14 protein-coding genes are annotated in these 12649 nt (G+C 75.4%); 6 read left to right on the forward strand and 8 right to left on the reverse strand.

Annotated elements, in window-relative coordinates; translation table 11 throughout:
* Positions 1-89: 89 nt before the first annotated feature.
* From ACZ55U_RS19820 to ACZ55U_RS19835, 4 genes are all read right to left on the reverse strand, one after another.
* Positions 90-335 carry a hypothetical protein gene (locus tag ACZ55U_RS19820; RefSeq protein WP_465527435.1) on the reverse strand — a complete coding sequence of 82 codons (246 nt, stop codon included), beginning with the start codon at positions 333-335 and terminating at the stop codon, positions 90-92.
* A 141-nt stretch (positions 336-476) separates the two neighbouring features.
* The gene (locus ACZ55U_RS19825; protein WP_465527436.1) at positions 477-821 is read right to left on the reverse strand and encodes a hypothetical protein; all 345 of its coding nucleotides are present in this window, start codon (positions 819-821) and stop codon (positions 477-479) included.
* A 93-nt stretch (positions 822-914) separates the two neighbouring features.
* Entirely contained in the window at positions 915-1610 is a 696-nt protein-coding gene (locus ACZ55U_RS19830; protein WP_465527437.1) for a DedA family protein, read from the reverse strand.
* A 130-nt stretch (positions 1611-1740) separates the two neighbouring features.
* Positions 1741-2463: a DUF5709 domain-containing protein gene (locus tag ACZ55U_RS19835; protein ID WP_465527438.1), complete on the reverse strand. Its 723-nt coding sequence runs from the start codon at positions 2461-2463 to the stop codon at positions 1741-1743.
* Between the two features lie 526 nt (positions 2464-2989).
* On the opposite strand from ACZ55U_RS19835, the gene ACZ55U_RS19840 reads away from it, so the two are divergent.
* The 3 genes from ACZ55U_RS19840 to ACZ55U_RS19850 all read left to right on the forward strand — a co-directional run bounded on the left by ACZ55U_RS19840 (position 2990) and on the right by ACZ55U_RS19850 (position 5611).
* Positions 2990-4198 (forward strand): GNAT family N-acetyltransferase, encoded by a 1209-nt coding sequence (locus tag ACZ55U_RS19840; RefSeq protein ID WP_465527439.1) that lies wholly within the window; start codon positions 2990-2992, stop codon positions 4196-4198.
* Positions 4199-4374: 176 nt separating this feature from the next.
* Positions 4375-4953 (forward strand): hypothetical protein, encoded by a 579-nt coding sequence (locus ACZ55U_RS19845; RefSeq protein WP_465527440.1) that lies wholly within the window; start codon positions 4375-4377, stop codon positions 4951-4953.
* 25 nt (positions 4954-4978) lie between these two features.
* Positions 4979-5611, forward strand: a complete 633-nt coding sequence (locus tag ACZ55U_RS19850) for an AAA family ATPase (protein WP_465527441.1) — start codon at positions 4979-4981, stop codon at positions 5609-5611.
* A gap of 45 nt (positions 5612-5656) precedes the next feature.
* Here ACZ55U_RS19850 and ACZ55U_RS19855 read toward each other — a convergent pair whose 3' ends face one another.
* Together ACZ55U_RS19855 and ACZ55U_RS19860 are read right to left on the reverse strand one after the other, a co-directional pair.
* Positions 5657-6910: a PP2C family protein-serine/threonine phosphatase gene (locus ACZ55U_RS19855; protein ID WP_465527442.1), complete on the reverse strand. Its 1254-nt coding sequence runs from the start codon at positions 6908-6910 to the stop codon at positions 5657-5659.
* Positions 6911-7150: 240 nt separating this feature from the next.
* Entirely contained in the window at positions 7151-7627 is a 477-nt protein-coding gene (locus ACZ55U_RS19860) for a signal peptide protein (RefSeq protein WP_465527443.1), read from the reverse strand.
* A gap of 316 nt (positions 7628-7943) precedes the next feature.
* On the opposite strand from ACZ55U_RS19860, the gene ACZ55U_RS19865 reads away from it, so the two are divergent.
* The gene (locus tag ACZ55U_RS19865; RefSeq protein WP_465527444.1) at positions 7944-9086 is read left to right on the forward strand and encodes a PP2C family protein-serine/threonine phosphatase; all 1143 of its coding nucleotides are present in this window, start codon (positions 7944-7946) and stop codon (positions 9084-9086) included.
* A gap of 21 nt (positions 9087-9107) precedes the next feature.
* On the opposite strand, the gene ACZ55U_RS19870 is transcribed toward ACZ55U_RS19865, so the two are convergent.
* Together ACZ55U_RS19870 and ACZ55U_RS19875 are read right to left on the reverse strand one after the other, a co-directional pair.
* Positions 9108-9539, reverse strand: a complete 432-nt coding sequence (locus tag ACZ55U_RS19870; protein ID WP_465527445.1) for a GNAT family N-acetyltransferase — start codon at positions 9537-9539, stop codon at positions 9108-9110.
* 24 nt (positions 9540-9563) lie between these two features.
* Positions 9564-9689, reverse strand: a complete 126-nt coding sequence (locus tag ACZ55U_RS19875; protein WP_465527446.1) for a hypothetical protein — start codon at positions 9687-9689, stop codon at positions 9564-9566.
* Here ACZ55U_RS19875 and ACZ55U_RS19880 point away from each other — a divergent pair.
* Positions 9688-11376 (forward strand): hydrogenase maturation protein, encoded by a 1689-nt coding sequence (locus ACZ55U_RS19880; protein WP_465527447.1) that lies wholly within the window; start codon positions 9688-9690, stop codon positions 11374-11376. The two genes, ACZ55U_RS19875 and ACZ55U_RS19880, sit on opposite strands and share 2 nt — an antisense overlap.
* Positions 11377-11509: 133 nt before the next feature.
* Positions 11510-12607 (forward strand): NADH-quinone oxidoreductase subunit B family protein, encoded by a 1098-nt coding sequence (locus ACZ55U_RS19885; RefSeq protein ID WP_465527448.1) that lies wholly within the window; start codon positions 11510-11512, stop codon positions 12605-12607.
* Positions 12608-12649 lie beyond the last annotated feature (42 nt).

The following is a 12649-nucleotide window of genomic DNA, read 5'->3' on the forward strand; positions in this document are numbered from 1 at the left end:
GCGAGGGAGTCCAGATCAGGCGTCACAACCGATCTTTGGACTCCCTCGCTTCATGTCATGCGCGCAGGCGAGCCCTTGGCATCAGTCATCTAGGGAGCCACGGCGTCGGCCGCGGGCGGCTCGGGCTCCTCGTCGGTCTCGGCCTTGCTCCGGACGTCGGCGGGGGTGGGAGCCGTGATCGCGCGCTCCTCGGCGGACCGCTCCCGGGCCCCGACCCGCCCCTCGGCCTTCGACCGCACGTCGCGCGGGGTCGGTGAGGTGATCGCGCGCTCTTCGGCGGACCGCTCCTGCGTCGGCTGGTCCGGCTGGGTTCCGTGGTCCTCGGGTGTGGTCATGGCTCGTTTCCCCTTTCGAGTGCTGGGCTTCGTCGGATTCGGATTCGGATTCGGATTCGGATTCGGGCTCTGGCTCTGGCTCGGATCGGTCGGGAGAGGAGCAGGGACGGGACATCGTGCGGCTGCCCCGGATGCCCGTCGTCAATCGGGCGGTCCGGTGGCCGGCGGGCACGGCCCCCGACCCCGGTGGCGGGCGGCGATCCTGGCGCCCACCAGGACGGCCGTGACGAGCCAGACCGATCCGGAGAAGGCCAGCACACCGGCGTTCCACACCCGGGGAGCGGCCATCAGCAGCGAGGTGACCACCAGGGTGACCACGATGCCGAACGGCACCCGGCCCAGCGCGCGGAAGACGCCCGTGATCCGGTGCCGGGGCCAGGGGCGCATCGTGCTCAGTGCCCGGTCCAGCTTCCGTTCGGCCCGCAGCTCGTTCTCGACCTCCGCGAGGACGCGCCGCTCCCGCCAGGACAGCGCGGGTCCGTCCATCGCCTGTCACCTCCAGACGAAACCGGTCGTCGCCGACGCCGGGCGGCTGCCCGGAAACGGGCCGGTCCAATCACCGGCCCGCCCGCGTCGGCCTCAGGGCTTCCCGTCCCGGTCCCCGCGGCTCGGGGTGCCGGACCGGTCCCCGCGGGTCGGGGTGCCCGACCGGTCCCCGCGGGTCGGCGTGCCGGACCGGTGCCCGCGACGGCGCAGGTACCAGACGGCCAGGGCGACGACCGCGAGCGCGGCGATCAGCAGGGCGAGGGCCCGCCCCACGGTGCTCTCGACCCGGGTGTACGCCGCCCCGGCGAAGTAGCCGAGCAGGGTGAACCCGATGCCCCAGAGGATGCCGCCGAGCGCGTTGTACAGCAGGAAGCGCCGGTAGGGCATGCGGGACATCCCGGCCAGGGTGGGCACCATGGCGCGGAAGAAGGCGACGAAGCGGCCGAAGAACACGGCGGCCGGCCCGCGCCGTCGGATCAGGTCCTGGGCCTGCTCGGCGCGGTTCGCATGGCGCCGCATCGGCCGGGAGTCGACGATCTTCGGGCCGAGCCACCGGCCGATCTCGTAGCCGGCCGTGTCCCCGAGGACGGCGGCGCAGACCACGAACAGCACGATCCAGCCGATCGCGATCCTGCCCTGGTTGGCGAGGAACCCGCCGAACACGGCGGCGGTCTCGCCGGGCAGGAAGAAGCTGAAGAACAGGGCGTCCTCGGCGAACACCAGACCCGCGACCACCACGTACCCGACCGGGCCGGACAGCCCGCGCAACCAGTCGGTGATCACGTGCATCAGCCACCCCGTCCGGGCCCGCCGTCCCCCTCCGCCTCAATGTAGTGCCCGCGGCCTCCGCCGACCCGGCGCAGGTGGCGGCCCTCCCCGGCCCGGGGAGGCGCGGGCCGGCCGGCTCGACGGCGAGGGTTCAGTCCTCCTCCTCGTCGGAGCGGATCCGCACGGCCTCCTCCTCGGCCGACAGCCCCGCGGTGTCCCCGGGCGCGTCGCCCCGCAGGTCGCCGTGCGGGTCCGGGAGGTCGAGCCGCCCGGCCGGCCGCTCGGCCGGGTCCGCCACGGCGGTCCGCTCGTCGGTCTCCGGCTCCTCCTGGGCGAGCCGGGCGTCGAGCGACTCGCCCTCGGCCTGCTCGGCCCCGGTGGTGCCGAAGGACTCGGCGGCCACCGGCGTGTCGCCCGGGACGGGCTGGACCTGGGGGTCCTGCGACCAGGTGCGGGCGGGGGAACCGTCCTGGAGGTCGGGAATGCCCTCGTCCTCCGGTTCGGCACCGGGATCGTGGCGGCCCCGCTCGGGCTCCGGCAGCGGCTCCAGCGGCTCCACCTCCTCCGTCGCCTCCGACGCCGCGCCGGCCCCGGTGCCCTGAGCCGGTCCGCGTGGAGGATCGACGTGGGACGGCGTCCGACGCTCCGGCCCCGCGTACTCCTCGCCGGGCTGGACCCCGGGCACCGGCCCCTCGGCGATCTCCGGCTGCTGCTCGTCGCTCCCGGCGACGTTGGGCGTGCCGCCCTTCCCGACCGGCGACGGCCCGCGCGCCGGACCCTCGGCCGGCTCCTCACCGGTCTTCGCCCCCATGTCCGCCGGCCCGATCGCCCCGCCCATGTCGTGCAGCGGCCGTTCGTGCGGTGTTCCGTTCATGGCGTCCTCCCTGGCGTCTCCGGCCCGGACCGACCGGGCCCGCCGTGGCGCCTTTCCGCTCCGAAGCCGCTCACACGGGCCGAAAGGCCCGGACCGCGCGGTCGCGACCCGGACCGGGAAGGCGGGCGGGGCCTCGGCCGGCCGCCGCACCGCCCCCCGGGCTCAGAACGCGCCCCTGGGGCCGTGGCGCTCCGGAGCGCTCGCGGCCGAGGGCGTGGATCACCTCCGGGGTGAGGGCCCCGGCTTCGTCGGCGCGCGGTGGTCCGGCCGTGGCGCTGGTGGAGCGGCTCCGGAAGGCCCGTGCCCGCCCGGGGCCCCGACCGGCGGTGGCCCCGTGGTGCGGCCCGTCGACGTGCCGCTTGCCAGGCCCGGCCGAGAGCGTCGCCCGACGGCCGACGGCAGGGCCTTGCGCCGCCCGCCGCCCGGCCGGCCCGGTAATTCGGTTGACCCGGCAGCGCGGTGACGCTGGACTGCGGTGGGCGCCGCACCGGGCGGGGCCGGCGCGACGGGGAGGCGGCAGCACCGCATGGAGATCCGTTCCACGACCGACCAGGACCTCGCAACCTTCGTCCACACCTTCCACGCCGCGCTGGGCCGCTTCCCGGACGCGCCGGACGCGGAGGGCGGCGGGGTCTGGTGGGCGGCGACCGAGCCGGACCGCAACCTGCTCGCCGTGACCGCGCAGGGGCGGCCCGTCGGGACCGCCGGTGCCCACACCTTCGAGCTCACCCTGCCCGGGCAGGTCGTCGTCCCGGCCGCCGGAGTGACGTCGGTCGGCGTCCTGCCCACCCACCGCCGCCGGGGCGTGCTCACCGCGCTGATGCGGCGCCAGCTCGCCGACCTGCGCGCCCGGGGCGAGTTCCTCTCCGTGCTGCTCGCCTCCGAGGCCGGGATCTACGGCAGGTTCGGCTACGGGCCGGCGACGTACACCCGGCGGCTGACGGTGCGGCGCCAGCAGGCCGCCTTCGCCGCCCCCCGCGCGCAGGGAGCACCGGCCGGCTCGGTCGAGCTGGTGCGGCGGGCCGACTGCGAGGCGGTGCTGGAGGAGGTGTACGACCGGTACCGCCGCACCCAGCCGGGCGCGCTGTCCCGGCCGCGCCGCTGGTGGGCGCTGGGCGCGGGCCAGGCGCCGGTCGCCCGGACGCCGCGCTACGTCGCCGTCCATCGGGACGCCGGCGGCACCCCGGACGGCTACGCCAGCTACTGGAAGGACGGGGACACCCTGACGGTGGACGAGACCGTCGCCGTCGACGACGCCGGGTACACCGCGCTGGCCCGGTTCCTCCTCGGCCACGACCTCGTCGGCCAGGTCGTCTTCCGGCACTGCCCGGCGGACCACCCGCTGCGCTGGCAGCTCGCGGACTTCAACGCCGCCGAGCCGAGCGGGGAGACCGACTGGCTCTGGGTGCGGCTGCTGGACGTCCCGCGCGCCCTGACCTCGCGCGGCTGGCTCACGGACGGGCAGCTCGCCCTGGACGTCGACGACCCGTTCCTCGGCGAGCGCCGGCGCCACCTGCTGACCGTCCGGGACGGGAAGGCGGAGTGCGTCCCGACGGACCGCGAGCCCGACCTGTCGCTGGACATCCGGGACCTCGGCTCGGTCTACCTCGGCGGTACCGCCCCGAGCACCCTCGTCCGGGCCGGGCACGTCCGCGCCCACCGCCCGGACGCGGCCGCCCGCGCCGACGACCTCTTCCGCGCCGAGCGCGCCCCGCACTGCCTCCACTGGTTCTGACGGGGCCCCGGGGGCGGGCGCTCGCACGGCAGGTCGGCCCCGCCGACGTCCCGGGCGAATCGCGCTCGCGCCCCACCGCCCCCGCGGTAGCGTCGAGCGCATGAGCGAACCGACCGACTGGACGTACGTGGTGACCGACATCGAGGTCGACGGTCCATGGGTGGGCCCCCCACTCGATGCGGTCCCTCGCGTCCGTCGCCACGACCGTGGACGGGCGGACGTTCGGTGAGTTCGAGGCCGTCCTCGAACCGCTCCCCGGATCGGCACCGGACCCGCGCACGAAGGAGTGGTTCGACTCCGAGCCGGGCACCTGGGAGGCCGCCACCGCGAACCCGGAGCCCGTCGTCGACGTGATGCGCCGGTACACGGAGTGGATCCGCTCCCTGCCCGGCCGGCGGGCCTTCGCCGCGGCGCCGCTGTCGTTCGACGGCACGTGGATCGACCACTACCTGCGCCGGTACACCCCCTACGGCCTTCACCAGGGCCCGTACGAGCAGGACCGCCTCTTCCACGGGCCGGCGCTGTGCCTGCGCTCGTACACGGCGGCGTTGACCGGCCGGCCGGCCGCCGACCTCGCGGCACCGGAGCTGCCCCCGCACTGGCTCGGCGATGTGGAGCACACGCACCGGGCGATCGACGACGCGCGCGGTTTCGCCAACCTCCTGCACTTCCTGGCGAGGAACGCCGGGGCGCCCGTGATCGCCCCCGGCCCCCACACCGGTGGAGCCGGTGCCACGCCCGGCCCGGCGCGGTAGGGCGGCGGCGCAGTAGGGTCGCCGCATGCTCCTGTGGATCAACGGCCCGTTCGGGGCCGGCAAGACCCAGACCGCGCACGAGATCCGGCGCCGGCTGCCCGGCAGCGTCGTCTGCGACCCCGAGCACGTGGGGTTCGGCCTGCACCGGATGATGCCGCAGGCGCTGCGCGGGGACTTCCAGGACCTGCCCGCCTGGCGCCAGGGCGTCTTCGAGGTGCTGGACCGTACGCTCGCCGCCCACGACGGCGTGGTGATCGCGCCGATGACGGTCGTCGAGCCGGTGTACTTCCGCGAGACCGTCGGCCGGCTGCGGGAACGCGGCCATGACGTCCGCCACTTCGCGCTGCTGGCCGAGCGAGCGACGGTGGTGGAACGGCTGCGCGAGCGCGGGTTCGGGCACGTCCTGGGGTTCGTCGCCGGCAGGGACGCCCCGCTGCGCCGGGAGAGCTTCGCCCTGTCCAAGCTCGACCTGTGCCTGGAACGGCTGGGCGGGGAGGAGTTCGCCCGGCAGGTGTGGACCGACCGGCTCACCGTCCCGCAGGTCGCCGACCACATCGCGGACGCCTCGGGGCTGAGGCTCGTCCCGAACACCGAGAGCCCGCTGCGCGGACGCGTCCGCCGGGCCTGGACGGGGGTCAGGCACATCCGGTTCGACTGAGCCCGGGCGGCGCGGGCACCCACGGGAGGTCGGCCCGGCGGATTCTCAGGCCGGCCCGGGCCTCACCGGGTCCCCGCGCCGGTCCGGGTGCCACTCCACCAGCAGGATGGTGGCGTCGTCCCGCAGCCGGTGGTCCTGGTGGGTGACCAGCTTGTGGATCAGGTGGCGCAGCGCCTCCGGCGCGGGCTCCCCTCCGGCCATGTGCTGGACGAGGGTCTCGGCCAGGCGCCGCTCGCCGAAGAGCTCGCCGCCGACCGAGCGGGCCTCGGTGACCCCATCGGTGTGGACGAGCACCCGGTCGCCCGGTTGCAGCCGGGCCCGGTGGACGCGCAGCGCGTCGCCGTGCTCGTGGAAGCCGAACCCGAGCGGCAGTTCGGCGTGCCGCTGGAGTGCGCCGGTGACGACGTGGCGTTCCCGGATGAGCAGCGGCGCCGGGTGGCCGCAGTTGACCCAGGCCAGTTCGCCGGTGGCGGTGTCGAGTTCGGCGATCACGGCGGTGAGCAGCCGGTCCGGAATCCACCGGGCCAGCGTCCGGTCGATGGTGCGGGCGATCTCCGCCAGGCCGCCGCCGGCCCGCCGGGTGGAGCGGCAGGCGGCCAGTGCGACGGCGCTGGCCCCGCCGGAGGCGAGGTCGTGCCCCATGGCGTCGAACACGGACAGGTGCAGCCGGGTGCCGGTCATGGCGTGGTCGAAGGCGTCGCCGCCCACGTCGTAGGCGGGCTCCAGCACGGCGCTGGAGGTGACGTCCCGGCTGCCGATGGTGCGTGGCGGCAGGAAGGACCACAGCATCTCGGCCTGGAGGCTCATCCGCCGGCGGCGGGTGATCTCGACGATGAAGTCGCTGTACGCGCTCTTGGAGACGAGCAGCAGCGCGACCAGGGAGGCCAGTGCCTCCCAGCCGCGGACCCTGCTCTCGTGCAGGGCCTCGGCCGGTGCGTCGGCCTCGACCCGCAGGACCCCGATCCGCTCGACCCCGTCCACCAGCGGGAACCAGCCCGTCGCGGGCGGCCCGGCGGACAGCTGGGCCCGCTCCAGCCGGTAGGCCCGCCCGCCGAGGGTGCCCTCGACCTCGACCCGCTGCCAGTCCTCCTCGGAACCGGGCCCGGCCCACGTCTCGGGATCAGGCAGGGCGACCAGGTACCGCTGCTGGACGTCGGCGAGGTAGATCAGGGCCCCGGACGCCCCGAGCCCGCGCGCCGCGTCCCGGACCAGCCCGTACAGCTCCCGGGGAGCGCATCCCCGGGAGCGCGCCAGCAGCCGGGCGAGCACCCCGCCCAGCCCGGCGTGGTCACCGCTCATCGCCTGGAACCTCCTGACACGACGCGCCTACCCAGTCGGCGCCCGCCCACCCGGCCGCCGGCTCCGCCGCCTGGCGGCCACCTCCCCGCGGACCGTGCGCAGAGAGTCCCGGCCCTCCGGGAGGAGACCCGGACGGACGCGGATCGATCCGAGGGGGCGTCAGTCCGGCGAGCCGGTGCCCGAACGCCCCGCCCGCTCCCGGTGCCGGGCGCGAGCGGGGCGCGGGGAAGCGCGGGCGGTTCAGGCGTAGATCGCCACCCGGGGCTCGATCATGCCCTGGACCGGGCCCTGTCCGACGACGGTGAGCCGGTACTGCTTGGTGAGGGTGCCGTGGCCGTGCAGCACCAGCTGGGCCGGATCGAGCCGGGTGTACAGCGTGCCGGTCTGGCTGGCGAGCGCCGTGGTCCGCCAGTGGCCGTCGGGCCCCAGCACTTCGAGCCGGATGCTCGCCGGGTCGAGGAAGGGGCCGTTGGCGGGGGACGCCACCAGGATCTGCGGGGCCACCGTCCGGTCCTTCAGGGAGTCGTTGCGGTAGGTGACGGTGATCGTCCGCTGCCCGTGGCCGGCGGGCAGCGAGCTGCCGGGAAGCTCCACGAAGCGGGAGATCAGCTCGTTGGGCGGGGCCGCGACGGCGGGGGTGGCCAGTGCGGCGGTCGGCAGCGCGGCGACGGCGGCGGCCAGCGCCAGGCTCCGACGGGGGATCTTCCGGGTGCGCATGGCGCCTCCTTCGGTCGACGGCCGGTTCGCGGAACGCGCCGGTGGTCCCGGCAGCGGGTCCGCAAGACACCACCCTGCCCCCTCACCCGGAAAGCCGCATGCCGCGAGCCCGCGCCGGGCCTCCGGAGCGGTGCGGCGAGCGGCCCGCCGGCGGCGCCGGAGCCGGGCCGGCAGGGCGGTTCGCACTGGGCCGAACGTGCGACGGCCGCGGCCACCACGCCGCTGCGCCACCCCCGCCGGAGCCGGGGAACCGTACCTTGGGCCGCAGCCTCCGCTGCTCCGCGCCGGGGGGCGTCGCGAGCAGGGGAGGAACGGCTTGCGGGCGCGTTCCGTGGAGGAGCCGAGGCAGCGGCTGCCGATCCTGATCCGGTACGGCCACCGCTCCTGGCTGGTGCCGCTGGCGGTGCTCGCGCTGGTGGTGGGCGTGGACGCGGCCACACCGGTCTCCTTCGCCTCCGTCAGCTGGCTGGTGATGGTGCCCGTGGTGGCCGCCGCGCTCTGCGGGCCGCAGGCCACCACGCTGTTCGCCCTGGCCGCGATCGCCGCCTACCCGGCGCTGGACAGCATCTGGGCCAAGTCCCAGGGGGTGGAGGACTTCCTGCTGGTGGCCGCCGGGGCCCTCCTGTCGGTGCCGCTCAGCGTCCATCGCGCCCGGGCCGCGGCCTACGTGCGCCACCTCCAGGGCACCGCCGAGACCACCCGGCAGGTGGTGCTGCGCCCGGTGCCGCCGGGCTGGGGAGGGGTGGACTCCGCGGCGCGCTACCTGGCCGCCGACGTCGAGGCCCGGGTGGGCGGCGACTTCTACGACGTGCTGGCCACCCCGTTCGGGGCCAGGGTCATCCTCGGCGACGTCCAGGGCAAGGGGCTGCCGGCCGTCTCCGCCGCGGCGGCGCTGGTCGGCTGCTTCCGGGAGGCGGCCTTCCACGAGGGGGACCTGGTCACCGTCGCGTCCTGGATGGAGGCGCGGATGCGCCGGCAGAACCTGCTCGCGGAGCGGCTGGGGGAGCGCGAGGAGCGGTTCGCCACGGCGGTGGTCATCTGGTTCCCGCTCGACGCCCCGGGGGAGATCGAGGTGGTCAACTTCGGCCACGACAGCCCCTACGTCCTCGGCCCCACGGGCCTGCGGCAGCTGCCGCCGGGCGACGGCGCCCCGATCGGGCTGGCCCAGCTGTCCGGCGGGCTGCCGTCGGTCCAACGGCTGCGGCTGGGCGTGGACGAGACGGCCCTGGTCGTCACGGACGGGGTGACCGAGGCCCGCGACCGGGCGGGGACCTTCTTCCCGCTGCGCACCCACCTGGAGCGGCTGGCCGCCGCCCCCGGCGCCGTCGACCCGGGGCGCCTGGTCGACGAGGTGGCCGCCGCGGTCGTCCGGCACACCGGTGCCCGGCTGGCCGACGACACCGCGCTGCTCGCCGTGCGGCAGATCGCCGGCGCGCGCGACACCGCCGGCACCTGGTGAGCGGGCCCGCCGGGTGCTCCGTCAGCTCCCGCCCATCAGGCGGTACATGCCGATCGAGTCGTGGGTGGCGGTGTCCGCGAAGCCGAACTTCTCGTAGAGGTGGCGAGCCGGGCCGTCGGCGATCAGCGAGACGTACGCGGTGGCGGGCGCCCGGCGCTCCAGCTCCTCGGTCAGCGCGGCCATGATCCGCCGGCCGAGGCCGTTCCCCTGGTGCGCGGGGTGGACGCAGATGTCGGTGATCTGGAACGCGGTGCCGCCGTCGCCGACGATCCGCCCCATGCCGATCGGCTCGCCCCGGTGGTGGAGGACCACGCCGTACCAGGTGTTGGGGAGGGCGAGCGCGACCGCCTCGGGAGCCCTGTCGGACAGGCCGGCGTCGGTGCGCAGCCGGCGGAAGACCTCGACGGTGGGCACACCGGAACGGATTTCGTAAGGGTCACTGGTCGATTCCATGGCTTACATGCTACCCGGGTGTGATCACCGCCGGGCTCCGGCCGCCCGGGTGAACGCGCGGCGCGACATGCCGGAGACCGGGCGGGGGGCCGCGGGGGCGGCGGCGATGATCGCCGGGTTCCCGGACCCCCACCCGTCGGAGGCGGACATGCGGATTCTTCTCCTCGCCAGCGCGTTCAACAGCCTCAGCCAGCGGCTGCACGCCGAACTGCGCGACCGGCGCCACGTCGTCGACGTCCAACTGGCCGGTGACGACGACGAGTTGCGCGAGACGGTGGGCCGTCTGCGGCCCGACCTGGTGCTCGCGCCGATGCTGCGCACGGCCGTCCCGCAGGACGTCTGGTCCCGGCTCACCTGTCTGATCGTCCACCCCGGCCCACCGGGCGACCGCGGCCCGTCCTCCCTCGACCGGGCGATCCAGGAGGGCCGCACCGAGTGGGGTGTCACGGTGCTCCAGGCCGAGGCGGAGATGGACGCCGGGCCGGTCTGGGCCTGGGCGCCCTGCCGGCTGCCCGGGTACGGCAAGAGCGACCTGTACCGCAACGAGGTCGCCGACGCGGCGGTGAGGGCCGCGCTGCTCGCCGTGGAGCGCTTCGCCTCGCCCGGGTACGTGCCCCAGCGCCAGTCCGGCCCCGGCTGGTACGGGACGGTCCGCACCCGGCCGCCGCTGCGCCGGGAGGAACGCCGGATCGACTGGGCGGCCCACCCCACCGGGGAGGTGCTGCGCAGGCTCCGCGCCGCGGACTCCCGGCCCGGGGTGCCCGACGAGCTGTGCGGCGGCGAGTGGTTCCTGCACGGCGGGCACCGCGAGCCGCTGCTGCGGGGCCGCCCCGGCGAGCTGCTGGCCACCCGGGCGGGCGCCGTGTGCCGGGCGACCTCCGACGGCGCGGTGTGGATCCCGGAGCTGAGCCGCCGCACCCCCGAGGGCCGCGCTGGCATCAAGCTCCCGGCGGTGACGGCGCTCGGCGACCTGCTGCCGCCGCTGCCGGAGGCGCCGGCGCCGCTGATGCAGGACGAGGAGGACGACCGGATCTGGTCGGACATCCGCTACCGGGAGGAGGGCGCCGTGGGCATCCTGCGCTTCTCCTTCCCGGGCGGCGCGATGTCCACCGAGCACTGCCGCCGGCTGCTGGCCGCGTACCGCATCGCCCTCGCCCGCCCGACCTCGGTGCTGGTGCTCGGCGGCGGCCGGGACTTCTTCTCCAACGGCATCCACCTCAACGTGATCGAGGCCGCGCCGGACCCGGCCGTCGAGTCCTGGGACAACATCACCGCGATGGACGAACTGGTCGACGCGGTGCTCACCACCACCGACCGGCTGGTGGTCTCCGCGATCGGCGGCAACGCGGCGGCGGGCGGGGTGATGCTGGCGCTGGCGGCGGACGAGGTGTGGTGCCGCGGCGGCTCGGTCCTCAACCCGCACTACCGGCTGATGGGGCTGCACGGCTCGGAGTACTGGACGTACACCCTGCCGCGCCGGGTCGGCGCGGCGGCGGCCGAGCGGCTGATCCGCCAGGCGCTCCCCGTCTCCGCGGCCACCGCCGAGCGGATCGGCCTGGTCGACCGGGTGCTCGACTGCGGACCGGAGGAGTTCGGGCCCGGCGCGGCCCACCTGGCCGGGCTGCTGGCCGCCTCGCCCACCACCCAGCAGCGGATCGCGGCGAAGAAGGCCGCGCGCGAGGCCGACGAGCGGACGAAGCCGCTGGACGCCTACCGGGAGGAGGAGCTCGCGGTGATGCACCGGCAGTTCTTCACACCCGAATCGCCGTACCACGCGCTGCGTTCCGCGTTCGTCCACAAGCGCCCCGTGACGACGGGGCCGGCCGCCCGCGCGTGACCCGAACGGCCGCGCCGGGCCGGCCTCCCCGGGCCCCGGTTGCCGCCGCGCGGACCGGCGCCCGGCCCGGACCGTTGCTATGACTGGGCTTCGAGCCATCCCGTCCGGCTCCCATCCCCGAGGAGGCATCCTCATGGGTGCAACACCTGCAACACCTGCAACGGCCGAACCAGCCGAACCGGCCGGTGGAGGCGCGGCCACCGACACCGACGTGGTGCACGTCCTCTGGATCAACGCCGGCCTCAGCTGCGACGGCGACTCCGTCTCGCTGACCGCCGCGATGCAGCCGAGCATCGAGGAGATCGTCACCGGCGCCCTGCCCGGCCTGCCGAAGGTCGCGGTGCACTGGCCGCTGATCGACTTCGAGTGCGGCCCGGTCCAGGGCGCGGACAACTTCGTCGAGTGGTTCTTCAAGGCCGAGCGCGGCGAGATCGAGCCGTTCGTGCTGGTCGTCGAGGGGTCCATCCCCAACGAGAGGATCAAGGAGGAGGGCTACTGGTGCGGCTTCGGCGACGACCCCGCCACCGGCCAGCCGATCACCACCAGTGAGTGGCTGGACCGCCTCGCCCCCAAGGCGACCGCCGTGGTGGCGATCGGCACCTGCGCCACGTACGGCGGCATCCACGCGATGGCCGGCAACCCGACCGGCGCGATGGGCGTCCCGGACCACCTGGGCTGGGACTGGAGGTCCAAGGCCGGGCTGCCGATCGTCTGCGTCCCGGGCTGCCCGATCCAGCCCGACAACTTCGCCGAGACGCTCACCTACCTGCTGTACCAGCTGGCCGGTTCCGCGCCGATGATCCCGCTCGACGACAAGCTGCGGCCCGCCTGGCTGTTCGGCGCCACCGTGCACGAGGGCTGCGACCGCGGCGGGTACTACGAGCAGGGGCAGTTCGCCACCGACTACGGGACGCCCGAGTGCCTGGTGCGGCTCGGCTGCTGGGGCCCGGTCGTCAAGTGCAACGTCACCAAGCGCGGCTGGACCAACGGCATCGGCGGCTGTCCGAACGTGGGCGGCATCTGCATCGCGTGCACCATGCCGGGCTTCCCGGACAAGTTCATGCCCTTCATGGACCCGCCGCCCGGCTCGCGGGTCTCGTCCAACGCGAGCAACGCGTACGGCACGGTGATCCGCCGGCTTCGCGCGATCACGCTGAACACCCTGGACAAGGAACCGAAGTGGCGCCACACCGGCAGCCACCTGACCACGGGCTACCGGCCGCCCTGGTGACGCCGGAGGGGCCGCACACCGCCCGGTGTGCGGCCCGTCGCC

Source organism: Kitasatospora sp. NPDC034533 (genome assembly GCF_055575155.1).